26 protein-coding genes, 1 pseudogene and 1 riboswitch are annotated in these 26,877 nt (G+C 71.4%); of the genes and pseudogenes, 10 read left to right on the top strand and 17 right to left on the bottom strand.

What is annotated here, in order from left to right; translation table 11 throughout:
- Positions 1-82 precede the first annotated feature (82 nt).
- Positions 83-685, top strand: a complete 603-nt coding sequence (locus tag ELQ39_RS08105; RefSeq protein ID WP_242591513.1) for an NADAR family protein — start codon at positions 83-85, stop codon at positions 683-685.
- Positions 686-987: 302 nt separating this feature from the next.
- Here ELQ39_RS08105 and ELQ39_RS08110 read toward each other — a convergent pair whose 3' ends face one another.
- Positions 988-1,755, bottom strand: a complete 768-nt coding sequence (locus tag ELQ39_RS08110) for a DUF4190 domain-containing protein (RefSeq protein WP_242591514.1) — start codon at positions 1,753-1,755, stop codon at positions 988-990.
- Positions 1,756-1,970: 215 nt separating this feature from the next.
- Between ELQ39_RS08110 and ELQ39_RS08115 the strand changes: the two are divergent.
- Positions 1,971-3,094 (top strand): annotated as a pseudogene (locus tag ELQ39_RS08115) (adenosine deaminase).
- Positions 3,095-3,113: 19 nt separating this feature from the next.
- Positions 3,114-3,806, top strand: coding sequence for a glycerophosphodiester phosphodiesterase (locus tag ELQ39_RS08120; protein ID WP_242591516.1), 693 nt, complete (start codon positions 3,114-3,116; stop codon positions 3,804-3,806).
- On the opposite strand, the gene ELQ39_RS08125 is transcribed toward ELQ39_RS08120, so the two are convergent.
- The 3 genes from ELQ39_RS08125 to ELQ39_RS08135 form a co-directional block, all read right to left on the bottom strand.
- Positions 3,801-4,343, bottom strand: coding sequence for an HXXEE domain-containing protein (locus ELQ39_RS08125; RefSeq protein WP_242591517.1), 543 nt, complete (start codon positions 4,341-4,343; stop codon positions 3,801-3,803). The two genes, ELQ39_RS08120 and ELQ39_RS08125, sit on opposite strands and share 6 nt — an antisense overlap.
- Positions 4,344-4,352: 9 nt before the next feature.
- On the bottom strand, positions 4,353-4,886 hold the full coding sequence (locus ELQ39_RS08130; protein WP_242591518.1) for a hypothetical protein: 534 nt from the start codon (positions 4,884-4,886) through the stop codon (positions 4,353-4,355).
- Positions 4,887-5,003: 117 nt separating this feature from the next.
- Positions 5,004-6,443 (bottom strand): gamma-aminobutyraldehyde dehydrogenase, encoded by a 1,440-nt coding sequence (locus ELQ39_RS08135; protein ID WP_190005383.1) that lies wholly within the window; start codon positions 6,441-6,443, stop codon positions 5,004-5,006.
- Positions 6,444-6,647: 204 nt separating this feature from the next.
- Here ELQ39_RS08135 and ELQ39_RS08140 point away from each other — a divergent pair, with 204 nt between their 5' ends.
- From ELQ39_RS08140 to ELQ39_RS08165, 6 genes are all read left to right on the top strand, one after another.
- Positions 6,648-7,166: an Lrp/AsnC family transcriptional regulator gene (locus ELQ39_RS08140; protein ID WP_190005382.1), complete on the top strand. Its 519-nt coding sequence runs from the start codon at positions 6,648-6,650 to the stop codon at positions 7,164-7,166.
- A 2-nt stretch (positions 7,167-7,168) separates the two neighbouring features.
- Positions 7,169-8,542, top strand: a complete 1,374-nt coding sequence (locus ELQ39_RS08145; RefSeq protein WP_190005381.1) for an aspartate aminotransferase family protein — start codon at positions 7,169-7,171, stop codon at positions 8,540-8,542.
- Positions 8,543-8,785: 243 nt separating this feature from the next.
- Complete coding sequence (locus ELQ39_RS08150; protein WP_242591519.1) at positions 8,786-9,535, top strand: ABC transporter ATP-binding protein; 750 nt, start codon at positions 8,786-8,788, stop codon at positions 9,533-9,535.
- Entirely contained in the window at positions 9,517-10,836 is a 1,320-nt protein-coding gene (locus ELQ39_RS08155) for a hypothetical protein (protein WP_242591520.1), read from the top strand. The genes ELQ39_RS08150 and ELQ39_RS08155 overlap by 19 nt, the downstream gene beginning before the upstream one ends.
- A gap of 100 nt (positions 10,837-10,936) precedes the next feature.
- Positions 10,937-11,344 (top strand): VOC family protein, encoded by a 408-nt coding sequence (locus ELQ39_RS08160; RefSeq protein ID WP_190005378.1) that lies wholly within the window; start codon positions 10,937-10,939, stop codon positions 11,342-11,344.
- A gap of 314 nt (positions 11,345-11,658) precedes the next feature.
- A complete protein-coding gene (locus ELQ39_RS08165; protein ID WP_190005377.1) occupies positions 11,659-12,327 on the top strand; it encodes an LAETG motif-containing sortase-dependent surface protein in 669 nt (222 codons plus the stop codon).
- Between the two features lie 67 nt (positions 12,328-12,394).
- Here ELQ39_RS08165 and ELQ39_RS08170 read toward each other — a convergent pair whose 3' ends face one another.
- The 11 genes from ELQ39_RS08170 to rpsB all read right to left on the bottom strand — a co-directional run bounded on the left by ELQ39_RS08170 (position 12,395) and on the right by rpsB (position 24,081).
- A complete protein-coding gene (locus tag ELQ39_RS08170) occupies positions 12,395-13,192 on the bottom strand; it encodes a maleylpyruvate isomerase family mycothiol-dependent enzyme (protein ID WP_242591521.1) in 798 nt (265 codons plus the stop codon).
- A 24-nt stretch (positions 13,193-13,216) separates the two neighbouring features.
- Positions 13,217-14,284 carry an ABC transporter ATP-binding protein gene (locus ELQ39_RS08175; RefSeq protein WP_242591522.1) on the bottom strand — a complete coding sequence of 356 codons (1,068 nt, stop codon included), beginning with the start codon at positions 14,282-14,284 and terminating at the stop codon, positions 13,217-13,219.
- The gene (locus ELQ39_RS08180) at positions 14,285-15,991 is read right to left on the bottom strand and encodes an ABC transporter permease (protein WP_391669025.1); all 1,707 of its coding nucleotides are present in this window, start codon (positions 15,989-15,991) and stop codon (positions 14,285-14,287) included.
- Positions 15,967-17,055 (bottom strand): thiamine ABC transporter substrate-binding protein, encoded by a 1,089-nt coding sequence (locus tag ELQ39_RS08185; protein ID WP_242591524.1) that lies wholly within the window; start codon positions 17,053-17,055, stop codon positions 15,967-15,969. Before ELQ39_RS08185 ends, ELQ39_RS08180 begins: the two co-directional genes overlap by 25 nt.
- Positions 17,056-17,135: 80 nt before the next feature.
- Positions 17,136-17,241, bottom strand: a riboswitch (TPP riboswitch).
- A 24-nt stretch (positions 17,242-17,265) separates the two neighbouring features.
- Complete coding sequence (rlmN, locus tag ELQ39_RS08190; protein WP_225627638.1) at positions 17,266-18,372, bottom strand: 23S rRNA (adenine(2503)-C(2))-methyltransferase RlmN; 1,107 nt, start codon at positions 18,370-18,372, stop codon at positions 17,266-17,268.
- Positions 18,373-18,710: 338 nt separating this feature from the next.
- Positions 18,711-19,217, bottom strand: a complete 507-nt coding sequence (locus ELQ39_RS08195) for a cupin domain-containing protein (protein WP_242591525.1) — start codon at positions 19,215-19,217, stop codon at positions 18,711-18,713.
- Positions 19,218-19,459: 242 nt separating this feature from the next.
- Positions 19,460-20,584: a phosphatidate cytidylyltransferase gene (locus tag ELQ39_RS08200; protein WP_242591526.1), complete on the bottom strand. Its 1,125-nt coding sequence runs from the start codon at positions 20,582-20,584 to the stop codon at positions 19,460-19,462.
- On the bottom strand, positions 20,584-21,141 hold the full coding sequence (frr, locus tag ELQ39_RS08205) for a ribosome recycling factor (RefSeq protein WP_006136598.1): 558 nt from the start codon (positions 21,139-21,141) through the stop codon (positions 20,584-20,586). Before frr ends, ELQ39_RS08200 begins: the two co-directional genes overlap by 1 nt.
- 120 nt (positions 21,142-21,261) lie before the next feature.
- On the bottom strand, positions 21,262-22,020 hold the full coding sequence (pyrH, locus tag ELQ39_RS08210; RefSeq protein ID WP_190005368.1) for a UMP kinase: 759 nt from the start codon (positions 22,018-22,020) through the stop codon (positions 21,262-21,264).
- Positions 22,021-22,211: 191 nt separating this feature from the next.
- Complete coding sequence (gene tsf, locus ELQ39_RS08215) at positions 22,212-23,048, bottom strand: translation elongation factor Ts (protein ID WP_190005367.1); 837 nt, start codon at positions 23,046-23,048, stop codon at positions 22,212-22,214.
- A 154-nt stretch (positions 23,049-23,202) separates the two neighbouring features.
- Entirely contained in the window at positions 23,203-24,081 is an 879-nt protein-coding gene (rpsB, locus tag ELQ39_RS08220) for a 30S ribosomal protein S2 (protein WP_242591527.1), read from the bottom strand.
- Between the two features lie 373 nt (positions 24,082-24,454).
- Between rpsB and ELQ39_RS08225 the strand changes: the two genes are divergently transcribed.
- Complete coding sequence (locus ELQ39_RS08225) at positions 24,455-25,048, top strand: M23 family metallopeptidase (protein WP_242591528.1); 594 nt, start codon at positions 24,455-24,457, stop codon at positions 25,046-25,048.
- Between the two features lie 46 nt (positions 25,049-25,094).
- Here the strand turns inward: ELQ39_RS08225 and ELQ39_RS08230 are convergent, their stop codons facing one another.
- Together ELQ39_RS08230 and whiG are read right to left on the bottom strand one after the other, a co-directional pair.
- On the bottom strand, positions 25,095-25,652 hold the full coding sequence (locus tag ELQ39_RS08230; protein ID WP_190005413.1) for a TetR/AcrR family transcriptional regulator: 558 nt from the start codon (positions 25,650-25,652) through the stop codon (positions 25,095-25,097).
- A gap of 99 nt (positions 25,653-25,751) precedes the next feature.
- Positions 25,752-26,594, bottom strand: a complete 843-nt coding sequence (gene whiG / locus ELQ39_RS08235; protein ID WP_189903445.1) for an RNA polymerase sigma factor WhiG — start codon at positions 26,592-26,594, stop codon at positions 25,752-25,754.
- Positions 26,595-26,877 lie beyond the last annotated feature (283 nt).

Raw genomic sequence — 26,877 nt, forward strand, 5'->3', positions numbered from 1 at the left:
GTCGAGTGGCAACGGAAAAGGCAGGACGGAATGTCAGTGGTGCCTGCGAGACTGCTCTGCGCAGGGATCGGCATGGGGGGTGATGAGCGTGGACGGGACCGTACGAACGGTGGCGTCCCGGGAGGCGCTGATCGAAGCGGTGCGGGCCGGGGAGCGGGTGAAGTACCTGCACTTCTGGGGCCACCGGCCGCTGCCCGACGGGCGCGTGGGGGCGAGCTGCCTGAGCCAGTGGTGGCCGTCCCCGTTCACCGTCGACGGCGTGGAGTACGCGACCGCCGAGCACTGGATGATGGCGGCCAAGGCCCGCCTCTTCGACGACACGGAGGGTGAGCGGCGCGTACTGGCCGCGGGGCATCCCTCGGAGGCGAAGAAGGCGGGACGCCTGGTCCGGGGCTTCGACGAGGAGATCTGGCGGCGGGAGCGGTTCGGGATCGTGGTGGAGGGCAGCGTGCACAAGTTCGCGGCTCACGGTGAGCTGCGGTCCTTCCTCCTGAACACCGGCGACCGGGTCCTCGTCGAGGCCAGCCCCGTCGACCGGGTCTGGGGCATAGGCCTGGCGGCCGACGCGGAGGCGGCGAACGACCCGAACCGCTGGCGCGGACCGAACCTGCTGGGCTTCGCGCTGATGGAGGCGCGGAGGCGGTTGCGGGAGACGGCGCGGGCGGAAGCGGGGACTGCCGGGTAGCCCCGGGGCGCGGGACGGGGGCGCGGCGTACGCCGCCGCTGCCGGCGGGCAGTCCGACGGCACCTCTTCGACGCCGGGTGCGGGCTGTCCGGAGCTGGTCGCGCAGTTCCCCGCGCCCCCGAAGAACGCCGGCTGCGGGCAGTCGTGCCGCTGGGGCGATGGGGGTACCTCCCGCTCGAGCGAAGCCGAGAGTGGGGGAGGGTGGGCGCAGGCGGCACCCGGTCACCGCCGGGACCGTCAACGGCGGACGGCACGCCTCCGGGCCTCGGAGGTGAACCCCCGTCCGGAGAAGCCCCTCGAGCTCAGCTGACCAGCACGATCACGCCGAACGCAAGCGCCAACGCACCCCCCACCGCCCCGCAGATGACCCCCGCCAGAGCCTGCCCCCCGTTCGTCGCCTCGCCTCGATTCGCCTTGCCGCGCCCGATCGCACCGAAGATCACCGCGAGGACGCCCAGCACGATGGCCACCGGCCACAAGCAGAACGCGGCCGCCGCGATGATCCCCAGCACCAGAGACGCGACACCCATGCCGTTGCTCGGCAGGGGCGGGACACCGCCCCAGCCGGAGTACCCCTGGGCGGGCGCACCACCCGGGTACCCCGCGTGCGGGTAGCCGTAGGGGACCTGCCCCGGCCCCTCCGGCCCGATGGGCGGCGGCGGCACGGCCGCACCCGCGGCCGGAGGCGCGAAGGGGTCGGCAGCCGCCGGTCCGACGGCGGGCTGCGGCACGGGCGCCGTCGCCCCCGAGGGCCCCGCCCACGCACCGCCGTACGCGGGCGCGGGCGGCGTCACGTCGGAGGCCGCCGGGAAGGACGTCACCGTCTGCTGGTCGTGCACGGCGGACGCACCGGACGTCCCGGAAGCCGACCGGTCGTGCACGGTGGGCGGCGACCACGGCGCGGTCTCCCCCGCCACCACGGTCTCACCCGGACCGCCGGAGGCCGGCGCGCGGTCGCCGGGCAGCGCCCAGGGATCGGCCGCGGGCGCCTCCGCGTCCCGCGGCGGGGGTGTCGCGCGCCCCGTCTCCGTGGTCCGCGCGTCCACCAGCGAGCCGTCCAGGGGAGCCACGTGCGGCGCCCCGCCGTCGGCCGGTGCTGGCCACACGTCAGGGGTGGACGAACCCGCCGGAGCCGTTCCGTCCCCCGTGCGGTCCCCTGCCCCCGGTGCCGGTGCGTCGTCGGACATGCGCTGCGACCCCTTCCTCGGACGAACCGTCATGCTACGGCCCACGTCCCTCGCGCGTACGCCGGGCCTACGATGATCCCCGCACCACCGATCAGCCGATCACCGCGTCCCGCCGCGACCCGGACCGGGACGCCGTTCCCGGGGAGGAACCTTGACCGACCGCCACGACACCGCGGCCACCGCCGGACAGGTCCGTGACCTGCACGCCTTCATCGCCGGACTGCCCAAGGCGGAACTGCACGTGCACCACGTCGGCTCCGCCTCCCCCCGCATCGTGTCGGAACTGGCCGCCCGCCACCCCGACTCGAAGGTCCCCACCGACCCCGAGGCCCTCGCCGACTACTTCACCTTCACGGACTTCGCGCACTTCATCGAGGTGTACCTGTCCGTCGTCGACCTGATCCGCACCCCCGAGGACGTGCGGCTGCTGACGTACGAAGTGGCCCGCGAGCTGGCCCGGCAGCAGGTGCGGTACGCCGAACTGACCATCACCCCGTTCTCCTCGACCCGCCGCGGGATCGACGAGCGTGCCTTCATGGACGCGATCGAGGACGCCCGCAAGGCGGCCGAGAGCGAGCTGGGCACCGTGCTGCGCTGGTGCTTCGACATCCCGGGCGAGGCCGGTCTCGAGGCCGCCGAGGAGACCACGCGGCTCGCCACCGACGACCGGCTGCGCCCGGAGGGCCTGGTCTCCTTCGGCCTGGGCGGCCCCGAGATCGGCGTGCCACGCCCGCAGTTCAAGCCGTACTTCGACCGCGCGATCGCCGCCGGGCTGCGCTCGGTGCCGCACGCGGGCGAGACCACGGGACCGGAGACGATCTGGGACGCGCTGAACGAGCTGGGCGCCGAGCGCATCGGCCACGGCACGAGCGCCGCGCAGGACCCGAAGCTGCTGCAGCACCTCGCCGAGCGGCGCATCCCGCTGGAGGTGTGCCCGACGTCCAACATCGCCACCCGCGCGGTCGCCACCCTCGACGAGCACCCGATCAAGGAGTTCGCCCGGGCCGGGGTGCTGGTGACGATCAACTCCGACGACCCGCCGATGTTCGGCACCGACCTCGCCAACGAGTACGCGGTCGCCGCGCGTCTGCTGGACCTCGACGAGCGGGGCCTCGCCGACCTGGCGAAGAACGCGGTCGAGGCGTCCTTCCTCGACCCGGCCGGCAAGGCGCGGATCACCGCCGAGATCGACTCGTACACCGCCTCCTGGCTCGCCTCCTGACCATCCCGCGAAGGGCACCATGCAGAACGTGACCGCCGTGGCCCACCGCGGCGACCCCTACCGCGTCCGGGAGAACACCGTCCCGTCCCTGCGCTCCGCGATCGGGCGGGGCGCGGACGCGGTCGAGATCGACGTACGGCTGACCCGGGACGGCGTCCCGGTGCTGCTGCACGACGCGACGCTCGGACGTCTGTGGGACCACGACCGTCCCCTCGCGTCCCTCACCTGGGACGAGGTGCGCGAGGTGACGGACGGCGGGGTGCCCGCCCTCACCGACGCGCTGGCGGCGACCGAGGGCAGCAGGGTGATGATCGACCTGCCCGGCGCCCCGGGCGAGCGCGCCGTGCGCCGGATCGTGGAGGTCGTCCGCGAACAGGGCGCCCAGGACCGCGTGTACTACTGCGCGGGCGCCCCCGCCATGCTGGCCGTGCGGGCCGTGGACCCGGACGCGGAGATCGCGCTCACCCACACCTCCCACGCCCCGCCGCGCGCCGGACTCCTGGAGGCGGTCCGGCCGCGCTGGCTCAACTACCGCTTCAGCCTGGTGGACCGGGCCCTCGCGGACCGCGTCCACCGCGACGGCTGCCTGCTGTCCGTGTGGACCCCGGACACCCGCCGCTCGATGCGCCGCCTGCTGGCCGCGGGCGTGGACTCGATCACCACCAACCGCATCGACGTCCTGTGCGCGCTGCGCGACCGCCTGACGTCATGAGGTCCGGCGCGCCGCACCGAGCAGCCGGCGCGCCACGACGTGCGAGGCGACCGTGGCCGCGGCGGCGGCCGCCGTTCCGGCCACCGCGTCACGCGGCCGCGGGGGACGCAGCACCCCGGCCTTCCGCAGCCGGCCCCGGGCCCACAGCGTGAACGGCAGGACGACCAGCGGTGACGTGACCGATCCGGGGGTGCAGCCGCGTACGGCCGCCGCCTGGGCCATGTGCATCACGCCGTGCAGTCCGAAGCCGGTCAGCGAGGACTGGTAGAGACCGGACCGTCCTCCCGTGAGTCGCCCGGCGGCCGACGCCGTCCCGACGACGACCCCCATCACTCCTACGGCGGTGGCGAACTCGGCCGCGCCCAGGGTCTCGGCCCGCCGCCACACCCTCTCCGGCACCTGCGGAAACCGCTTCCGCAGCCGGGGCACGTTGCGCCGCAGCCGGCCCGGCACGGTGGCCAGTTCCTCGAGATCGTGGACGACCCAGGCGCCCAGGAGCCCCCAGGTGACGGCCGCGCCCACCCGTTCACCGCTCATGGGCCCAACCTACTGGGCGGGGGCGGCGACGCCCCCCGGAACGGCCGCCTCCGTGAGCGCCTCCAGCCGCTTGGTCCTCGCCCTGACGACGTACAGCGGGACGGCGCCGAACACCCCGAACGCCATGTCGACGACGCTCCACCAGAAAGGGATGCCGCGTATCGGCCCGCAGACCAGGGCGAGCGGGATGACGCCGGCGCAGGCGATCAGGCCGGACTCCACGACCCAGATGTTGCGTACGGGGTCCCGGTAGGGGCCCAGGAAGGCGACGGCGATGACGAGGTGGGCGAAGGCCAGCCAGTCGGTGCCGTAGAGCAGGAAGGGGTGGTCGGCGTCGGCGGTGTCGAGCCCGTCCCGGACGCGTTCGATCCACTCCATGAGGCCGGGCAGGCGCTCGGGCGCCCCGAGGGACCGCAACGCCTCCTCGGTCCAGCGCAGTTCGTGCACCAGCGGGAAGGCCGTGACCCCGCTGAGCACCAGGCAGACGACGAAGAACACCAGCCACACGCGAATGCCCTTGAGCAGGGCGGCTCTGTCGCTCATGGCAGGAGCGTACGCCTGGAGTTGAACATGTTCAAAAAGTAATCCGGGTGCGCCCTCCGGAAACGCGTCGGCCCCGGACGGTGCGCTGCACCGGTCCGGGGCCGAACGCTCCGTCCGCTAGTCCTCCAGCGACGTCATCACGTGCTTGATCCGCGTGTAGTCGTCGAAGCCGTAGGCCGACAGGTCCTTGCCGTAGCCCGACTTCTTGAAGCCGCCGTGCGGCATCTCCGCGACCAGCGGGATGTGGGTGTTGATCCACACGCAGCCGAAGTCCAGCTTCTTCGACATCCGCATCGCGCGGGCGTGGTCCTTGGTCCACACCGACGACGCCAGCGCGTACTCCACGCCGTTGGCGTACTCGACGGCCTGGTCCTCGTCCGTGAAGGACTGGACGGTGATGACCGGTCCGAAGACCTCCTTCTGGATGATCTCGTCGTCCTGCTTGAGGCCCGAGACCACGGTCGGCGCGTAGAAGTAGCCCTTGTCGCCGACCCGCTTGCCGCCGGCCTCGACGCGCGCGTGGGCGGGCAGCCGCTCGATGAAGCCCTCGACCTGCTCGAGCTGGTTGGGGTTGTTGAGCGGGCCGTAGAGGACGTCCTCGTCGTCAGGCATGCCCGTCCTGATGTCGGAGGCGGCCTTGGCGAGCGCCTGGACGAACTCGTCGTGCACGGACTCGTGCACCAGCACGCGCGTGGCGGCCGTGCAGTCCTGGCCGGCGTTGAAGTAGCCCGCCTCGGAGATGCCCGCCACGGCCTTGGCGATGTCGACGTCCTCGAAGACCACGACCGGGGCCTTGCCGCCCAGCTCCAGGTGGACCCGCTTGAGGTCCTTGGACGCCGACTCGGCGACCGCCATGCCCGCGCGCACCGAGCCGGTGATGGAGGCCATCGCCGGGGTCGGGTGCTCGACCATCAGCCGGCCGGTCTCACGGTCGCCGCAGACGACGTTGAAGACGCCCTTGGGGAGGACCGAGCCGAGGATCTCGGCGATGAGGACGGTGGAGGCGGGAGTGGTGTCCGAGGGCTTGAGGACGACCGTGTTGCCCGCGGCGATGGCCGGGGCGAACTTCCACACGGCCATCATCATCGGGTAGTTCCAGGGCGCGACCTGGGCGCAGACGCCGACCGGCTCACGGCGCACGAAGGAGGTCAGGCCCTCCATGTACTCGCCGGCGCCCTTGCCCTCGAGCATCCGCGCCGCGCCCGCGAAGAAGCGGATCTGGTCCACCATCGGCGGGATCTCCTCGGTGCGGGTCAGCCCGGTGGGCTTGCCCGTGTTCTCCACCTCGGCGGCGATCAGTTCCTCGGCGCGCTCCTCGAAGGCGTCCGCGATCTTCAGCAGCGCCCTCTGGCGCTCGGCCGGGGTGGTGTCGCGCCAGCCGGGGAAGGCCTCGGCGGCGGCCGCCATCGCGGCGTCGACGTCCGCGGCACCGGACAGCGGAGCCGTCGCGTACGCCTCGCCGGTCGCGGGGTTGACCACCTCGGTGGTCCGTCCGTCGGCGGCGTCCCGGAACTCACCGCCGATGTAGTTGCGCAGACGACGCAGCTCGGTGCTCACTGCAGGCCCTCCTGATGTTTCTCGTGGGTGCCCGGGGTGTCGGGTGTGTACGGGTAGAGGTGTCCAACCTCTGAGACACCCACCCTAGACGGACGGCTGACGTTTTCAACACCCCCGATCCCCTCACATCTGCGAAATCCGCAAGCGCGAGCTTCGTTAACAACGGATTTCATCGATCGAGCCTTGCAAAACTGTCGATACGTCGTGCACAGTGACCTCGTGGCCAGTCGAAGCGCAGACCCCAAGGACTCCCGCGAGTCCAAGAACGGCGGCGGACCGCAGTTGGACGCCGTCTCCCTCGCCATCATCGAGCAGCTCCAGCAGGACGGCCGCCGGCCGTACGCCGCCATCGGCAAGGCCGTGGGCCTGTCCGAGGCGGCCGTGCGCCAGCGGGTGCAGAAGCTGCTCGACCAGGGCGTGATGCAGATCGTCGCCGTCACGGACCCGCTCACCGTGGGCTTCCGCCGGCAGGCGATGGTCGGCGTCAACGTCGAGGGCGACGTGGAGGCCGTCGCCGACGCGCTGGCCGAGATGGCCGAATGCGAGTACGTGGTGATGACCGCCGGCTCCTTCGACCTGATGGTCGAGATCGTCTGCGAGGACGACGACCACCTGCTGGAGGTCATCAACAAGCGCATCCGCGCCGTGCCCGGTGTGCGTTCGACCGAGAGTTTCGTCTACCTCAAGCTCAAGAAGCAGACCTACATGTGGGGAACCCGATAACCGTGAGCACCGACACCCCCAAGGACCTCAGCAAGTCCGCGTACGACCACCTGTGGATGCACTTCACCCGCATGTCGTCGTACGAGAACGCGCCCGTCCCCACCATCGTCCGCGGTGAGGGCACCCACATCTACGACGACAAGGGCAAGCGCTACCTCGACGGTCTGGCGGGCCTGTTCGTGGTGCAGGCCGGCCACGGCCGCCAGGAACTCGCCGAGACGGCCGCCAAGCAGGCGCAGGAGCTGGCGTTCTTCCCGGTCTGGTCCTACGCCCACCCCGCGGCCGTCGAGCTCGCGGAGCGGCTGGCGCACGAGGCCCCCGGCGACCTCAACAAGGTCTTCTTCACCACCGGCGGCGGCGAGGCGGTGGAGACCGCGTGGAAGCTCGCCAAGCAGTACTTCAAGCTGACCGGCAAGCCGACCAAGTACAAGGTCATCTCCCGCGCGGTCGCGTACCACGGCACCCCGCAGGGCGCCCTGTCGATCACCGGCCTGCCCGCCCTTAAGGCGCCCTTCGAGCCGCTGGTGCCGGGCGCGCACAAGGTGCCCAACACCAACATCTACCGGGCGCCGATCCACGGCGGTGACCCGGAGGCGTTCGGCCGCTGGGCCGCCGACCAGATCGAGCAGCAGATCCTCTTCGAGGGCCCGGACACGGTCGCCGCGGTCTTCCTGGAGCCCGTGCAGAACGCGGGCGGCTGCTTCCCGCCCCCGCCCGGCTACTTCCGGCGGGTCCGCGAGATCTGCGACCAGTACGACGTGCTGCTCGTCTCCGACGAGGTCATCTGCGCCTTCGGCCGCCTCGGCACCACCTTCGCCTGCGACAAGTTCGGCTATGTCCCGGACATGATCACCTGCGCCAAGGGCATGACGTCCGGCTACTCGCCGATCGGCGCGTGCATCGTCTCCGACCGGCTCGCCGAGCCGTTCTACCGGGGCGACAACACCTTCCTGCACGGCTACACCTTCGGCGGTCACCCGGTGTCGGCGGCGGTCGGCCTCGCCAACCTCGACCTGTTCGAGCGCGAGGGCCTCAACCAGCACGTCCTCGACAACGAGGGCGCGTTCCGCTCCACCCTGGAGAAGCTGCACGACCTTCCGATCGTCGGCGACGTCCGCGGCAACGGCTTCTTCTACGGCATCGAGCTGGTCAAGGACAAGGCGACCAAGGAGTCCTTCGACGCCGACGAGACCGAGCGCGTGCTGTACGGCTTCCTCTCCAAGAAGCTGTTCGAGAACGGTCTGTACTGCCGTGCCGACGACCGCGGCGACCCGGTCATCCAGCTCGCGCCGCCGCTGATCTCGAACCAGGAGACCTTCGACGAGATCGAGCAGATCCTGCGCGCGACGCTCACGGAGGCGTGGACCAAGCTGTAGGCCGACGAGCTGATCGCGGCCGTAGGCCGTCCGAGGTACCGATCGTCGCTTTGAATGATCAACACCGGCCCCGGTGCCGCCCGTTCGAGTGAGAAACGGCGGCCCGGGGCCGCGTGCTGTCCCGCCGTCCGCCACCGCCTGCCTAGCGTGCCCAGTGACCGATCGGCCCGCCCTTCGTTCCCCCGGACGGGGGAATTACCCGAAGAGCGCACGGCATTTCCGATCCGAACCGAGGTGTACGCCATGGTGGCCCCACCGGACAACGACGTGCTCTGGGCGCGTGCCCTGCACTTCCGGCACGACGACGGCTCACCCGGCCTGAGCGGGGTCTCGCTCGGCGTCCGGGAGGGCGAGATCCTCGCGGTCTCAGGCCCGCGCGGCAGCGGCAAGTCGGCCCTGCTGCGCTGCCTGTCCGGCCTGGTGCCCGCGAACGACGGCGAGGTCTGGTTCAACAGCGTGCCCGTGCACACCATGGGCCCGGCGGCCAGGGAGCGGCTGCGCCGTGACCGGTTCGGCTGGATCGACCCGGCGCCGGTCCTGGTGCCGGAGCTGAACGTGTGGGAGAACGCCGCGCTGCCCCTCATGCTGCGCGGCACCGGGCGCCGCCGCGCCAAGGCCGCGGCCCTGGAGTGGCTGGAGCGTCTCGACGTGGGCGACCGGGCCCGCAAGCACCCCGTGGAGCTGACGCACGCGGAGCGCCAGCGGGTGTGCATCGCCCGGGCACTGGCCCCGGCGCCCTCGGTGCTGTTCGCCGACGAGCCGACCGCGCCGCTGCACCGCGTCGACCGCGCCCATGTGCTGCGCACGCTCACCACGGCGGCCCGCTCGCACGGCATCACCGTGGTCCTCGCGACGCACGAGGCGCAGACCGCGGCGCTCGCCGACCGTACGGTGTCGCTGCTCGACGGGCGGTGCGTGCGGACCGTGCACCTCCCCCCGGTCTCCGGACCGGCCGAGTCGGAAGGCCGGGCGGCGTGCTCGCTCTCCGTCTGAGCCTCGGGGCCCAGCCCGCCGTCCAGGTCCGCCGGCTCCTCGTCGCGGGCGCCTCGGCCGGCACGGGTTTCCTGCTGCTGAGCGCCCTCGGCCACGCCCTGAGCCACCCCGACCCCGCCGCCTCCGCACTGCGGCTGGCCTGGTGCACGGCCCCGCTGGCGGCCACCGTTCATCTCGCGGTCGCGGTCGCCCGCACCGATCCGGCCACCCGGCCACGGCCCGGTCTGTCGGCGGTCGGGCTCGGCCCGGTCAAGCTGATGGCGGTCTCCGCCGCGACCACGGCCCTGTCCTGCGTGCTCGGTTCGGTGCTGGCGCTGCTGGCCTTCCTCCAGTTGCGCGGCGACCTGACCGGCATGCCTCTCGGCGGGGGCGCGCAGGAGTTCCTGGCCGCCGGGCGTCCCCTGCCGCTGCCGGCCGCGCTGACACTGCTGGCCCTGGTGCCGCTGAGCGCGTCGGCCGCGGTGGCGGCGGCGCTGCGGCCGCGCGAGCCCGTGACGGGCGCGGGCCGGGCCGTACGGGCGTACGGCCGGTTCGGCGCCTACCGGCGCACACCGGTGCAGGATTCGTTCGGCGCGTACGGGCGGTTCGGCCGCCAGCTGGGGGCCGCCGCGCGTGGTCGGCGCACGGCCGCGGAAGCGCCCTCGCCGGAGCAGGACGGTGCACGGGCCGAAGCGGCCGAGGAGACCGCCGGCAGTTCCCCGGCCGTCGTCCCGCCCCCCGTGCCGACCGCGGCCCCGTCGGGGCTGCCCTGGGGCGTCGCGGTGCTCGCGGTGGGGCTGGCGGTGGAGGCGGCGGCGAGCCGTGCCGGCTCCGAGGGCGGTCCGGCGGCGTTCCTCGGGCTGGCCCTGACCTCCCTGGGACTGGCCCTGGTCGGCCCCGGACTCACCCATCTGTGCGGGCGGCTGCTCCAGGCGGTGCGGCCGGGTGCGCTGCGGCTGCTGGCCGGGCGGGTGCTGATGACGGAGGCGACGCGGATCGGACGCCCGCTGGGCGTGGTCTGCGCGGTGATGTCGGCCGCGTACGCGATGGCGTCGCTGCACGACCGGGACGACCCGTCGGCCGGTCCCCTCGTGGTGCTCGGGGTGCTGCTCGTGGCCGGCTGCACGGTGGCGACGCTGCTCACGGCGGCCGTCGAGGCCAAGCAGGCGCACGCGGACACGACGGCCTCGCTGCGGCGGCTGGGGGCGCCCGCGGGGACGCTGCGCCGGGCCGCCGCCCTGCGCGCGGTCGCGCTGCTCGCCCTGTTCGGACCGCTCACCGTGGCGGTGGCCGAGCTGTCGGCGTGGCCGCTGAGCGGCTGAGCCAAGACGGCCGAAAGAACTTTCCTCCAGGGCGATGAGTTCCGCGCGGCCCTCGGGTCTACCCCCTCGAACGGCAACACACAGAGGGAGAGGCCCCGTCATGTACCAGCAGATGATCTTCGTGAACCTGCCCGTCGAGGACATCGACGCGTCGCGGACGTTCTACACGGCGCTCGGCTACTCCATCAACGAGCAGTTCAGCGACGAGTCCACGGCGTCCGTCGTGATCAGCGACACGATCATCGCGATGCTGCTGACGAAGGAGAAGTACGCGCAGTTCACGAAGAAGGAGATCTCGGACGCCCGCAAGAGCAGCGAGGTGCTGCTGGCGCTGAGCGCAGAGAGCCGGGAGAAGGTCGACGAGCTGGTGGAGAAGGCGCTGGCGGCGGGCGGCTCCGTGGCCGGCGACACCCAGGACCTCGGCTTCATGTACGGCCGCTCCTTCGACGACCTCGACGGCCACACCTGGGAGGTCGTCTGGATGGACCCGGCGGCCGTCGAGGGCTGAGGTCAACGTAGGGTGGCGGCAGGGTTGTTGTCCTGCCGCCGACCCAACTGGCCCTCCGCTCACGGTCGGTGACCGTTCTCGGACGCTGCGGCCGGATCGATGCGGTCCCGAGGGCGCGTAAACGTGCGGGTGGTTAACAAATAGGCAAAGCCCGGGTCCCCGGTAGGCATATGCGTTGACACTACTTATGCGACGCTTATAGACCTGGGAGCCTCATGGGAGTGCTGATTCTTCATCACCCCTCCCTCAACCCCCCGCATTTGCGCATCATGTAAAGGACAAACGTGGCAGTTCTGTCCGTTTCACGCCGTACCGTGACCCGCTCCGTGCGCGCCCTCGGTGTCGTCTCCGCGTCCGCCGCGCTCGCGCTCGGTGCCGCCGGCAACGCCGCGGCGTGCAACATCAACGAGTTCTCGGCCGAGGCCAAGTGCGACGGTGACAAGGGCGTCATCACCGTCACCGACGTCGACCCGGCCGGCGTCCCCGCCACCGTGACCGTGTTCCTCCAGAACAACGGCGCCGACATCGAGAAGGTCGGCGAGCAGGTGGTCAAGGGTTCCAAGGAGGGCACCACCATCACCTTCGAGGAGGACTGGAAGCCCAACGCCGAGTACCGCATCCACGTCACGGCCAAGCCGTACGTGGACGAGGACATCAAGCCGAACCTGGTGACGCCGTCGACGCCGTGCAAGGAGGACGAGGAGTCCCCGTCCCCCGAGCCGACGCCGTCGGAGGAGACCTCGGCCCCGGCCGAGGAGAGCGAGGAGCCGGCCCCGGCCCCGTCGGAGAGCACGAGCGAGAGCGCTCCCCCGGCGGACACGTCGGACAACGCCCCCTCCCCGGCCGGTGAGTCCAACCTCGCCGAGACCGGCGCCAACTCCAACACCGGCGTGATCGCCGGTGTCGCGGCCGCCCTGGTCGCCATCGGTGGCGGCGCGGTCTTCTTCGGCATGCGCCGCCGCGGGGCGAACAGCCAGCGCTGACGCCTCACGGAAACGCCTGCGGCCCGTCCCCGAACCGGGGGCGGGCCGCTCGCCGTCGAGGTGACCGTCAGCCGAACGTGGCGCGCTCCAGCCAGTGTTCGAGCACCGCGCGCTCCCCGAGGACCTCGATGCGGGAATCGTCCAGCGGGATGCGGCGGTAGAAGGCGAGCAGCACCCAGGTGAGCGGCCCGCGCAGCGCCACCGTGGCCTTCTCGTGGCCCCGGCTCCAGGACACCCCCTCCTCGTCCAGCCTGATCAGCCACTCCGCTTCTCCGTCGGGCGCGGTGTCGGTGGCGTGCAGATGGATCGTGCGCAGGGGTCCGCGCAGCCCGTGCACCTCGTCGTCGGGCAGCGTCCGCTGCGCCCACTCCACGATCTCCAGCCACTCCTCGACCGCGTCGGCGGCCACCTCGGGCGCGACCTCGTAGGGCAGCCCGGCGGCGAGCGTGGCGTCCGCGCGGTGCACGGTCACCTCATGCGTCATGCGGCGGGCCCAGAAGCCGGCGTTCTCGATGCCCGCCCAGCTCCACACCCGGGCGTCGGGACCGGCCTCCCGGAGCGCGGTGACGACCAGATCGCCGCTCTCCGCCAGCCAGGCGTCCAGCGCGGCGGCGTCCCCGCGTGCCTCGGGCCCTTCGAAGCCCGGCCCCTCCTCCTCGGGGGTCTCCCTCTCGGCCCCGGTCCGCACCATCACGGCCACCCAGCGCAGGGCGCCGCCGAGGTGCCGTACGAGCTGTTCCAGTGACCAGTCGGGCGTGGTCGGCACCGTACGGGACAGGTCCGTCCCCGAGGTCACCACCGACCTCAACTCACCGACCTGATGGGCGATCTCGTCGCAGTAGCGCGCGTGGGCCAGTCGTGTCATGCCGCTCACCCTAGGCAACGGCGATCAGCCCAGCACGGCGATTTCCGCGCCGTCGAACTCCACGCCGGTGACGTCTCCGACCTCCGGGGCGTCCCGGAGCGCGCAGGCCGCCTCCAGCGAGGGCGCGTCCTCCGGCCGGAGGCGCACGGCGACATGGGTGCCGCGGAAGGTGCGCGCGGTCACCGTGCAGCGCAACCCGTCCCCGGCCGGGACCAGCCGCACCCCGGCCGGCCTGACCAGCAGCGGCCGCGTGCCCTCGGGGGCGTCCCACGGCACCGGCACCTTGCCCCAGGGGGTGACGGCGACACCGTCGGCGACGGTCGCCTCGACGACGTTCTCGAAGCCGAGGAAGCGGGCCACGAAGGCGTCGGCGGGCCGCTGCCACACCTCGAGCGGTGTGCCGGACTGGGCGATCCGCCCGTCGCGCATCACCACCACCCGGTCGGCCAGCGCGAACGCCTCGCCCTGGTCGTGCGTCACGGCCAGCACGGTGGTGCCCAGCCGGCCGAACAGCTCGCGCAGTTCGACGACGAGCCGCTCCCTGAGCGACCGGTCGAGCTGGCCGAGCGGCTCGTCGAGCATCAGCAGCCGCGGGCTGGGCGCGAGCGCACGGGCCAGCGCCACCCGCTGCTGCTCGCCCCCCGAGAGGGCGGCGACGGCCCGCCCGGACGCCCCGGGCAGCCCGACCAGCTCCAGCAACTCCTGTACACGTCGCGTCTGTTCGGCCCGCGGCGTACCGTGCATGCGCAGGCCGAAGGCCACGTTGCCGCCCACGTCCCGCTGCGGGAACAGCTGGTGGTCCTGGAACATCAGCCCGACGCCCCGCTTGTGCGCCGGCACGCCCGCCTGGTCCCGTCCGTCGAGCAGGATCCGCCCGGCGTCCAGCGGCTGGAGTCCGGCGACCGCGCGCAGCAGCGTGGACTTGCCGCTGCCGCTGGGCCCGAGCACGCAGACGATCTCGTGCTCGGCGACACCGAGGCCGACGGCGTCCAGCGCGGCCCGCCCGCCGAAGCGGACGGTCGCGTCCTCGAGGCGCAGCAGGCTGTCCGCGGGGATCGGGCTTTCGGTGGGCGGCAGGCTGTCGGTGGGCATCTAGAACTCCCCCGTCCGGTCGGTCCGCAGCCGCTCCAGCACCAGCAGAGCCACGGCGCACACGATCATCAGAATCGTCGACAGGGCCATCGCCTGCCCGTAGTTGAGGTCCCCGGGCCGTCCCAGCAGCCGCGCCACGGCCACCGGCAGGGTGGGGTTGTCCGGCCTCGCGATGAACACCGTCGCCCCGAACTCCCCCAGCGACACCGCGAAGGCGAACCCGGCGGCGATCAGCAGCGCCCGCCGCACCAGCGGCAGGTCCACCTCCCGCCACGCCCGCCAGGGTGACGCGCCCAGCACCGACGCCGCCTCGCGCAGCCGCACGTCCACCGCACGCAGCACCGGCAGCATGGTCCGTACGACGAAGGGGACGCCGACCAGCGCCTGCGCGAGCGGCACCAGGATCCAGGAGGCGCGCAGGTCCAGCGGGGGTTCGTCGAGGGCGATGAGGAAGCCGAAGCCGACGGTGACCGCGGACACCCCGAGGGGCAGCATCAGCAGAGCGTCGAACCCGCGCACCAGCCGTCCCGCGTCCCGCCGGGTCAGCGCGACGGCGGCGAGACCGCCGATCACCACGGCGATCACGGTGGCGGTGACGGCGTAGCGCAGGGAGTTGCCGATCGCCTCGATCGGGGCGACCAGGAAGACGCCGCCGTCGGCCTCGGTCAGCGCCCGGTAGTAGGCGAGGCCGGCGCCGCCGAAGGAGCGCTGCACCAGGACGGCGAGCGGGAGCAGCAGGAGGACGACGACCGTGGCGACGACCCCGCCGAGCAGCGCCCGTTGTCCGGCGCCGCGCGGGCGGCGGGCGGTCACCGAGGCGTCGACCAGCCGCAGCGCGGTCTCCCGGCGCCGCACGGTCCGGGCGTGCAGGGCGAGGATCGCGCCGACGGCGACGAACTGGACGAGCGTGAGGACGGCGGCCGTGGACAGGTCGAAGAGGTCGGCGGTCTGCCGGTAGATCTCCACCTCCAGGGTGGAGAAGGCGGGTCCGCCGAGGATCTGCACCACGCCGAACGATGTGAAGGTGAAGAGGAAGACCATCAGCGCGGCGGCGGCCACGGCGGGCGCGAGCGCCGGGAGGGTGACCGTGCGCCAGGCGGTGAGGCGGGAGGCGCCGAGCATCCGCGCGGCCTCCTCCTGCCGCGGGTCGAGCTGCGCCCACAGCCCGCCCACGGTGCGGACCACCACGGCGTAGTTGAAGAAGACGTGCGCGAGGAGGATCGCCCAGACCGTGGTGTCGAGGCGTACACCCCACAGCTCGTCCAGCAGCCCGCCGCGCCCGACGAGCGCCATGAACGCGCTGCCGACGACGACCGTCGGCAGCACGAACGGCACGGTGATCACCGCGCGCAGCGCCTGTCTGCCGGGGAAGTCGAAGCGGGCCAGGACATAGGCGCCGGGCAGGGCGATCACCAGGGTGAGGGCCGTGGAGAGGAGTGCCTGCCAGGTGGTGAACCACAGCACCTGGCGGAGGTCGGACTGGGCGAGCACGTCCGCGATCCGTCCGGGCTGCCAGCCGCCGTCGGCCTTCAGCCCCCGGGCGACGATCGCCGCCACGGGGTAGGCGAAGAACACGGCGAAGAACGCGGCCGGCACGGCCATCAGACCGAGCCGGGCCGCGTTCCGGCGCCACCGTCCGGGGCGGCGCGGACCCCCTCCGGACGGGCTCGCCCCGGGCGGACTCACTTCAGTACGAGCGAGGTCCACGACTTGACCCACTGGTCACGGTTCTCGGCGATCTTCTCCGGGTCCATGGTGCGCGGCTTCTTCGCCTGCGGTCCGAACTTCACGAACTCCTCGGGCACCTGCGCGCCCTCACGCACCGGGTACACGAACATGTTGAGCGGCATGTCCTCCTGGAAGGTCTCACCGGCCATGAAGTCCAGCAGCGCCTTGCCGCCCTCGGGGTTCTTCGCGTTGCTCAGCAGGCCCGCGTACTCGACCTGCCGGAAGCAGGTGCCCTCGGCGACGCCGGTGGGCGCCGTGCCGGGCCGCGGGTCGGCGTAGATCACCTCGGCGGGCGGCGAGGAGGCGTACGACACGACGAGCGGGCGGTCGGCCTTGGCCTTCTTGCCGCCGGCCGAGCCGGAGAACTCCTCGTTGTAGGCCTGCTCCCAGCCGTCGACGACCTTGACGCCGTTGTCCTTGAGCTTCTTCCAGTAGTCCTGCCACCCGTCGTCCCCGTACTCGGCGGCGGTACCGAGCAGGAAGCCGAGGCCGGGCGAGGAGGTGGCGGCGTTCTCGACGACGAGGAGGTCCTTGTACGCCGGCTCGGCCAGGTCGTCGAAGGTCTTCGGCGGGGTCAGCTTCTTCTTCTCGAACCACGCCTTGTCGTAGTTGACGCAGACGTCACCGGTGTCGACGGGGGTGACCCGGTGCTTGTCCTCGTCGACCCGGTACTCGGGCAGGACCTGGTCGGATCCCTTGGCCTCGTAGGGCTGGAAGAGGCCGTTGTCGAGGGCACGGGACAGCAGGGTGTTGTCGACGCCGAAGAAGACGTCGCCCTGGGGGTTGTCCTTGGTCAGGATCGCCTTGTTCACGGCCTGCCCGGCGTCCCCGTCCTCGAGGACCTTGAGCTTGTAGCCGGACTGCTTCTCGAAGGCGGCGGCGACGTCCTCGGACACGGCCCACGAGTTGTGACTGACGAGGGTCACGGTCCTGGAGCCTCCGCCACTGCCGCCGCTGTCGTCCCCGCCGGACGATCCGCAGGCGGACAGCGTGACGAGCCCCAGCCCGACGGCCAGGACGGTGACCTTCTTGGTGATGCCCACTTGATTCCTCCTGGGGTGACCAGGAAGAGACGCGGCCCTGCCCGGGATCCCTGGGCGGGGTCCCGGGCAGGGCGCAACAGCTCGAGTGATGACCGATCTCCCTACCCAGAATGACCTGGGCCAGGTTCGGAGGGTCTGCGGCCGGTGCCGCACTCTCAGCGCTGTGGCGCTCCCCTGTCGGAATATGCAGATGTGTTGACGCCGGTCAGACTACCGCTCGGTGGCGGCGAGCTGACCACACGCCCCGTCGATCTCCTGGCCACGGGTGTCCCGGATCGTGACCGGCACACCGTGCGCGGCGATCGCGTCGACGAACGCCTTCTCGTCCTCGGGCCGCGAGGCGGTCCACTTGGAGCCGGGCGTCGGGTTGAGCGGGATGAGGTTGACGTGCACGGGACGCCCCTTGAGCATCCGCCCGAGCCGGTCACCGCGCCACGCCTGGTCGTTGATGTCCCGGATCAGCGCGTACTCGATGGACAGCCGCCGGCCGGACTTCGCCGCGTACTCGAACCCGGCGTCGAGCACCTCGCGCACCTTCCACCGGGTGTTCACCGGGACGAGGGTGTCGCGCAGCTCGTCGTCGGGGGCGTGCAGCGAGATCGCCAGCCTGCACTTGAAGCCCTCGTCGGAGAAGCGGTGGATGGCCGGTACGAGGCCCACCGTCGACACGGTGATCCCCCGCTGCGACAGCCCGAGCCCGTCCGGCTCCGGGTCGGTGAGACGACGGATGGCGCCGACGACACGGTTGTAGTTGGCGAGGGGCTCACCCATGCCCATGAACACGATGTTGCTGAGCCGCGCGGGGCCGCCGGGCACCTCGCCCTCACGGAGCGCCCGCATGCCGTCCACGATCTGGTGCACGATCTCGGCGGTCGACAGGTTCCGGTCCAGTCCGGCCTGCCCCGTCGCACAGAACGGACAGTTCATACCGCAGCCGGCCTGCGAGCTGATGCACATGGTGACCCGGTCGGGGTACCGCATCAGCACGGACTCGACGAGCGTCCCGTCGAACAGCTTCCACAGCGTCTTGCGGGTCGTCCCCTGGTCGGTCGACAGATGCCGCACGACGGTCATCAACTCGGGAAGCAACGCTTCCTGCAGCTTGCCGCGCGAACCGGCGGGGATGTCGGTCCACTGCTCCGGATCGTGCGCGTACCGCGCGAAGTAGTGCTGCGAGAGCTGCTTGGCACGGAACGGCTTCTCACCGACCGCGACAACCGCCTCCTTGCGCTCGGCAGGCGTGAGATCGGCAAGATGCCGCGGCGGCTTCTTGGCTCCGCGCGGCGCGACGAATGTAAGTTCTCCGGGCTTAGGCATGGCTGTACCAGTGTCGCAGATCCAGATGGGTGACCTGCGGGTGTCGGATGCCACACCTGCCGTCGCCGTCGTCGCCGACCGCTCTTGAGCGCCCTCGGACGGCCCAGGGACGGCCCAGCGGGCCAGGGGCGCGTCCGGTTACAGGACCCGTCTCGGAGTGGCGGCAACGGCTGACGACGCCATCGGCCTGGTGGTGGCCCACCTGCCTCCTGAGCTGATCGACGATGCGGCAGGCCAACGATCGTGAGAACCGTCGTGGCAGGACCGGTCGAGGTGAGCCTCTCCCCGGTGGATGGCGCGGGCGCGTCTGATCAGTGCCCGTGGGAGAGCTGGTCCAGTCACTCACCGAGAAGCCTGAGCTGGTACCTGCTGGTGAGTTCGGCGACCCACTCGTCGGAGAACCCGAGACCGTACTGCTCGCCCAGCTCGGCCCGGCGCTGGAGGAACTCGGCGGGATCTGCGGCCGTCTCGCCGACCGTGCCCATCGCCTCGAAGAACCGCTCGAAGCCCGCGGGCGAGATGATCTCCAGGATCCTCGCCGGTTCCGGTCCGGCGTTCCAGAAGGTGTGCAGAATTCCTCGCGGCTTGAGGATGTACGAGCCCGGACCTGCCGTGGCCTCCTCGTCGCCCACTCGTGCGCCGACCCTGCCCCGCAGGACGTACGAGAACTCGTCCTCGCGGCTGTGAACGTGCGGCGGTACGAGACGGCCCGGCTCGATGGGGTGCTCGACGACCGAGAACTGGTTGCCGGTCTCCTCGCCCCAGATCTTGAAGTCGACACCTAGGCCCGCGAGCCAGACCGACGTGCCCTCGTCTGGTTCGACTACGAAGCGGAGAGCCCCCATAACGGCCTCCCAGATATCGGTTTCGCCGTCACAAGCAACCCTATGACCGATTCACAGGAGACGCCCGGCAGGCTCACTCCGCTCATCCCTGCCGCCCTCACCCAGCCCGCCGAGCGGAACACAGCCGGATTGCGGACACCTCGGGCATCCGCTCCGTTCCTCGTCGGGCAGGTGGCACGCGAACGGGCCCCCGTCCTCGGTGAAGGACAGGGGCCCGCACTGCAAGGCCGGAGAACGGAACCTCAGCCCGCCCCCACGAAGATCGCCAGCAGCAGCCACACCACCGGCGCCGTCGGGAGGAGGGAGTCCAGGCGGTCCATGATGCCGCCGTGGCCGGGGAGCAGGGTGCCCATGTCCTTGATGCCCAGGTCACGCTTGATCATCGACTCGCCGAGGTCGCCCAGGGTGGCGCTCGCGGCGACCGCGAGACCGAGCAGCAGGCCCTGCCACCACTGACCGTCGTCGATCAGGAACTGCATGCACAGCGCGCCCGCCGCCATCGAGAAGGCGACCGCGCCCAGCAGGCCCTCGCGGGTCTTGCCGGGGCTGATCCGCGGGGCGAGCTTGCGCTTGCCGAAGCGCCAGCCGACCGCGTACGCGCCGGTGTCGCTGACCACGGTGAGCGCCAGGAACGTCAGCACGCGCCACGGGCCGTCCTCGGCCTTCAGCAGCATCGCGACGAACGTCGCCAGGAAGGGGACGTAGAACGTTGCGAAGACGCCGGCCGTGACGTCCTTGAGGTAGCCCTCCGGCGGCGCCGTCATGCGCCACACCAGCACCGCAAGGGTGGTCAGTGCCATGGCGATCCACGCGCCCTCCGCGCCCCGGGCGTACCCGGCGACGACCATGGCAGCGCCGCCCAGCGCCAGCGGGACGAGGGGGGCCTTGATCCCCTTGCGCTCGTCCAGCCGCGTCGTCAGCTCCCACAGGCCCACCACGACGGCGACCGCGATCACGCCGACGAAGACGGCCTTGACGACGAACAGCGACGCGACGATCACCGCGCCGAGTCCGACGCCGACGCCTATCGCGGCGCCGAGGTCCCGCCCCGCGCTCTTCTTCTGCGGTGCGGGGGCCGGCTGCGGGGCGTGGGGCATGGGCTCCGGATTCTGCGGCACCTCCCCCGGCAAGGGGCGGGCCCGCGTCGGCTCGTCTCGGAACAGGGGGCCGCTCAGCCGAGCAACCCCCTGGTCCGCATCCTGGTCTCCGCCGTGTTCGGGTACGTCAGGCACGATGGGCATGGGCCGCGTCTGCTGTGCTTGGTGCGCATCGTACGCGGGACCCGCCGGGACAGCTCCCCGGCCGGGTCCCTGGTCGGACGGCCCCCAGTACCCGGTCTGCGGCGTCCCCCAGGAAGAGTCGTTCATCAGACCTCGAGCAGCTCCGCTTCCTTGTGCTTCAGAAGCTCGTCCACCTGGGCGACGTACTTCGCCGTGGTGTCGTCGAGCTCCTTCTCCGCACGGCGGCCCTCGTCCTCGCCGACCTCGCCGTCCTTGATCAGCTTGTCGATGGCTTCCTTGGCCTTGCGGCGCACGGAGCGGATCGAGATCTTCGCGTCCTCGCCCTTGCCCTTGGCGACCTTGATGTACTCGCGCCGGCGCTCCTCGGTCAGCTCGGGGAACACCACCCGGATGATGTTGCCGTCGTTGCTCGGGTTGACGCCCAGGTCGGAGTCACGGATCGCCTGCTCGATGTTGCGCAGGGCGCTCTTGTCGAACGGGGTCACCACGGCCATGCGCGGCTCGGGTACGGAGAACGAGGCCAGCTGGTTGATCGGCGTCGGCGCGCCGTAGTAGTCGGCCACGATCTTGTTGAACATCGCCGGGTGCGCACGGCCGGTGCGGATCGCGGCGAAGTCCTCCTTGGCGACCACGACGGCCTTCTCCATCTTCTCCTCGGCCTCGAGGAGGGTCTCTTCGATCACCACTTGCTCCTGCGTGTCTTGAGTAGGCCCGGCTGCGGTCCTCGGTCGGGGCGGCGGCCGGCTGCGTCGCGTCTTCTTCCTGCACGGTTCACGACCGGCAGGACATTGTCCATCCCCCGGTCAGTTGTGCCCGGCGTGATCGCCCACCAACGTGCCGATCTTCTCACCCTTGACGGCGCGGGCGATGTTGCCCTCCTGGAGGAGTTCGAACACGACGATCGGCAGGTTGTTGTCACGGCAGAGGGTGACGGCCGTGGCGTCGGCGACCTTGAGGTTCCGGGTGATGACCTCGCCGTAGCCGAGAGCGTCGAACTTGACGGCGTCGGGGTTGGTCTTGGGGTCGGAGTCGTAGACCCCGTCGACACCGTTCTTGCCCATGAGGAGCGCCTCGGCGTCGATCTCGAGGGCGCGCTGCGCGGCGGTGGTGTCGGTGGAGAAGTACGGCATGCCCATACCGGCGCCGAAGATGACCACGCGGCCCTTCTCCAGGTGGCGCACGGCGCGCAGCGGGATGTAGGGCTCGGCGACCTGGCCCATGGTGATGGCGGTCTGCACGCGGCAGTCGACGCCCTCCTTCTCCAGGAAGTCCTGGAGGGCCAGGCAGTTCATCACGGTGCCGAGCATGCCCATGTAGTCGGAGCGGGCGCGGTCCATGCCGCGCACCTGGAGCTCGGCTCCGCGGAAGAAGTTGCCGCCGCCGATCACGATCGCGATCTGCGCGCCGTCCCGTACGACGGCCGCGATCTCACGGGCGATGGCGTGCACCACGTCGGGATCGACGCCCAGGCCTCCGCCACCGGAGAAGGCCTCTCCGGACAGCTTCAGCAGAAACCGGCCGCGCACTTTGCCGTCGTCGCTCTTCTCAGCCTTGGTCGTCATGGTCGAATCCCGCCTCTTTCACGTGTTGCACATACGAAGAAGGCCATTGCCGGTGGGGCGTGGTTCGCATCCCATGCGGCAATGGCCTCCTCGTCAGATCTGCTGTCGTCCGGCACGCGCGCGTGCGTGGACGCGTGTCCGAACGACTGCTGTCGACCCTATCGGGGTCGCGCGCCCGTCGCGGTGCGGACTCAGATGCCGACCTTGATGCGCGAGAAGCGCTTCAGGGTGACACCGGCCTCGTCCAGCACCTTCTGCACGGACTTCTTGTTGTCGAGCGCGTACGGCTGGCCGAGCAGCGTGGCGTCCTTGAAGAAGCCGTTGAGGCGGCCCTCGACGATCTTGCCGATCGCGGCCTCGGGCTTGCCCTCGGCGCGGGTGGTCTCCTCGGCGATGCGGCGCTCGGACTCGACGACCTCGGCCGGCACGTCCTCCTTGGAGAGGTACTTCGGCGCGAAGGCGGCGATGTGCTGGGCGACGCCCTTGGCGATCTCGGCGTTCGGCTTGTCCAGCTCGACGAGCACACCGATCTGCGGGGGCAGGTCGGGCATCGTGCGGTGCATGTACGCCGTCACGTAGCCGTCGGCGAACTGCGCGAAGCGGTCCAGGACGATCTTCTCGCCGAGGTTGGCGTTGGCCTCGTCCACGAACGCCTGGACGGTCTTGCCGGGCTCGATCTCGGAGGCGAGCAGGGCCTCGATGTCGGCCGGCGAGGTCTTGGCGACGTGCTCGGCGATCGCGGTGGCGACGCCCTGGAACTTCTCGCCCTTGGCGACGAAGTCCGTCTCGCACTTCAGCTCGACGATGACACCGGAGGAGTTGTCGTCGGCGATGACCGAGACCACGGCGCCGTTCTCGGCGGAGCGGCCCTCGCGCTTGGCGACGCCCTTCTGGCCCTTGATGCGGAGCGCCTCGACGGCCTTCTCGACGTTGCCGTCGGCCTCGTCCAGCGCCTTCTTGCAGTCCATCATGCCGGCGCCGGTGAGCTCCCGGAGCTTCTTGACGTCGGCGGCGGTGTAGTTCGCCATGAGTCTGTGAATCTTTCTCGAAGTCTGGAGGTTCGAAGATCGGCGGGGCGGGACCGCCGCGCGGGCAGGTCCCGGGCCACCGCCGGTCTACGGGTGAACGGCGGGAGCGGACGTCATGTCACCGCTCCCGCCGTCATCGGCTCTGACGGAGCGGTCAGGCCTGCTCGGCCTTGGGCTCGGCCTCGGCCTGCGGGGCCTCGGCGGCAGGGGCCTCGGCCGGCTTCTCGCCCTCGGCGGCGGCCGGAGCGGCCTCCTCGGCCTTCTTCTCACCCTCGAGCAGGTCGCGCTCCCACTCGGCCAGCGGCTCGCCGGCGGCCTTCTCGCCCTTGCCCTCGGCGCCACCGCTGCGGGCGATGAGGCCCTCGGCGACGGCGTCGGCGATCACGCGGGTGAGCAGGGTGACGGAGCGGATCGCGTCGTCGTTGCCCGGGATCTTGTAGTCGACCTCGTCGGGGTCGCAGTTGGTGTCGAGGATGGCGACGACCGGGATGTTGAGCTTCCGGGCCTCGCCGACCGCGATGTGCTCCTTCTTGGTGTCCACGATCCAGACGGCGCTGGGCACCTTCTGCATCTCGCGGATACCGCCAAGGGTCTTCTCCAGCTTCGCCTTCTCGCGGGAGAGGACCAGCAGCTCCTTCTTGGTGAGACCGGAGGCGGCCACGTCCTCGAAGTCGATCTGCTCGAGCTCCTTGAGGCGCTGCAGACGCTTGTAGACGGTCGAGAAGTTGGTGAGCATGCCGCCCAGCCAGCGCTGGTTGACGTAGGGCATGCCGACGCGGGTGGCCTGCTCGGCGATGGCCTCCTGCGCCTGCTTCTTCGTGCCGACGAACATGACCGTGCCGCCGTGGGCCACGGTCTCCTTGACGAACTCGTAGGCGCGGTCGATGTACGACAGCGACTGGAGCAGGTCGATGATGTAGATGCCGTTGCGCTCCGTGAAGATGAAGCGCTTCATCTTCGGGTTCCAACGACGGGTCTGGTGACCGAAGTGGACGCCGCTCTCCAGCAGCTCCCGCATCGTGACGACGGCCATGGCCGTATCTCCTTGAATTTCTCGGTTGTGCCGCGGGTGCCGGACGGCTCCCGCGCCTGACGCCCACGACGCGCCGTGCCACGAAGGACCGAGGGGCGCTGACACCGGGCCACGGCCGTGACCGGTCCCGATGTCGGGGCGTGCGAAGTCGACCCGGTGGCCCGGGTCGCCACCAGAAGTGTACGGGACCCGCGGGGTGCCGGGTGACGCCGTTGTCCACAACCCGGCCGTCCGTCCACAGGTCCCGGCGGAGATCACGTCACCGGGAGACGCTTCCGCCATGCGAGGACCGGGACGGAGCGAGGGACATGGGTGGCGTGAACGGGCCGAAGCGGCTGATGAGCGCGGGCGGGGCGGAGGGTTCAGGCGGTGTGTGCGGCTGGTGCTGGTGGTGGCCCTGACGGTGGCGACGCTGCTGGCACCGCCGGCGTCACGGTTGTTCGCGTCGGGGGCGAACGGGTCCTCGGCGGCCGTTGCGGGGGCGCTCCGCGCCGCGGACGACGAGGCCGTCCCGGCCGTCGGACGTGCGTGGCCGGTGGGGGTGCGTCCGCAGGTGCTGCGCGGCTGGGAACCGCCGGCGACCGTCTACGGGCCCGGGCACCGGGGTGTCGATCTCGCGGCGCCGCCGGGGACGCCGGTACGGGCGGTGGCGGACGGCAGGGTGTCCTTCGCGGGCCGGGTGGCCGGGAAGGGCGTCGTGTCGGTCGAGCTCGCCGGCACCGGGGACCCGCCGTTGCGCACGACCTACGAACCGGTCCTCGCCTCGGTGCCCCAGGGCACGGAGGTGACGGCGGGCGAGGTGATCGGCACGGTGGAGACGGGCGGCTCCCACTGCACGGCGCCTTGCGTCCACTGGGGCCTGCTGCGGGGCGGAACCTACCTGGACCCGCTCTCCCTGCTGCCTCCGTGGCTGCTCCACCGGGGTCCGTCCCGGCTCCTGCCGGTGCTCGGGGTGCCGTTGCCCTGAGAGGGCGGGGACACGGAGGGCGGGGAGCCCGGGCGGTGAGGCCGCTTCAGCCCCGGACGCCGACCAGCGCCAGGGAGACCGCCGCCCGGACGATCACGTCGGGACGCTCGGCCGCTCCCAGCTCGATGCGGCGCACGGCCGCGTCGACCACTCCCTGGAGCAGCATGGCGGTGAGGCGCGGCTCGGCGTGCCCCAGTTCGGCGAGTGCCTGGACGATCATCGCGACGAGTCCGCCGTGAGCGGCGCGGATCTTCTCCCGGGCGCCGGCGTCGAGTTCGCTCGCGGAGATCGCGACGACCGCGCGGTGCCGCCGGTCCCCCACCAGTTCAAGCTGCTTGCGGACGTACGCCTCGATCTTGCCCTCGGGGCCCTCGGCGTCCGCCATCGCCGCCTCGACCTCGGCCGCCCAGACGGGGAAGTCCGCCTCGCACAGCTCCTCGACGACGGCGGCCCGCGAGCGGAAGTACTCGTACACCGACGACCGGGCGAGGCCCGTGCGCTCGGCGAGGGCCGGGAAGGTCAGCGCCTCCGTACCGCCCTCGGACAGCAGGGAGCGTGCCGCGTCCAGCAGGGCGGCACGCTGCATCGACCGGTGCTCGGCCACGGAGGCCGCTCGAATCCTTGGCACGTCGTCCACTTTACGGACGCTCTGCCCACCCCGGCCAGGGGTTCGCCGGCCGGTCACCCGGGGCACGACCGGGGATCAGCGGCCGAAACCGGCCAGCTTGGCGCGCAACTGGAGCACCGACTTGGTGTGGATCTGGCTCACCCGGCTCTCGGTCACGCCCAGGACGTTGCCGATCTCGGCCAGGGTCAGGCCCTCGTAGTAGTACAGCGTGACCACTGTCTTCTCGCGCTCGGGCAGGGTGTTGATGGCCCGCGCCAGGAAGCGGCGCAGCTCCCGGTCCTCGGCGACCTCCACCGGGTTGTCGGCGGCGGTGTCCTCCAGGGTGTCCATGAAGCTGAGCTGGTCGCCGCCGTCACCACCGACGTGCAGCAGCTCCTCCAGGGCGACGACGTTGGCGAGCGAGAGCTGGCTGAACACCGCGTGCAGCTCGCCGACGGTGATGCCCATCTCGGCGGCGACCTCGTTCTCCGTCGGGGTGCGCCGCAGCCGCGCCTCGAGGGTGGCGTAGGCGCGCTCCACGTTGCGCGCCTTCTGCCGCACCGAGCGGGGGATCCAGTCGAGCGCCCGCAGCTCGTCGATCATCGCGCCGCGGATCCGGGTGATCGCGTACGTCTCGAACTTGATCTCGCGGTCGACGTCGAACTTCTCGATCGCGTCGATCAGCCCGAAGACCCCGGAGGAGACGAAGTCCGCCTGTTCGACGTTGGGCGGCAGCCCCACGCTGACCCGGCCGGCGACGTACTTCACCAGCGGTGAGTAGTGCAGGATCAGCTGCTCCCGCAAACGTTCGTCCCCCGTCGCCTTGTACGACCGCCACAGCTCGTCGAGCGTCGAGGGAGCGGGCGGCCGCACGCTGCCACCGTCGCGGGCGGCTGGGGGGATCGCCGCCCGGTCGGACCCGGAGGTGTGCTGGGGCATTCGTCGCCTAGTGCCGTTCTGCCGTGGGCTGGTACTGCCTGGGTGCGCGGTCTGTCCGATGTCTGTTCTGGTGCCTGTTCTGGGCTGTTCGTGGCTGGACCCTCGTGAGCGTAGCGTGACTGCGGCGTCGCGGTGTGCGAAGAACGGGGGCCGGGTCGTGCGCAGATACGTTCCGGGGGCCGTCCCGCCGGGGCACACCCGTCGCTCTGCGTGATCACCCGGATACCTCAACTGACGTATTTTCCAGGGCGTGTCGGGGTTCCCCCGGACGGCCGAACACGCT

The sequence above is a fragment of the Streptomyces sp. GB4-14 genome (assembly GCF_022696125.1).
Taxonomy (GTDB): domain Bacteria; phylum Actinomycetota; class Actinomycetes; order Streptomycetales; family Streptomycetaceae; genus Streptomyces; species Streptomyces werraensis.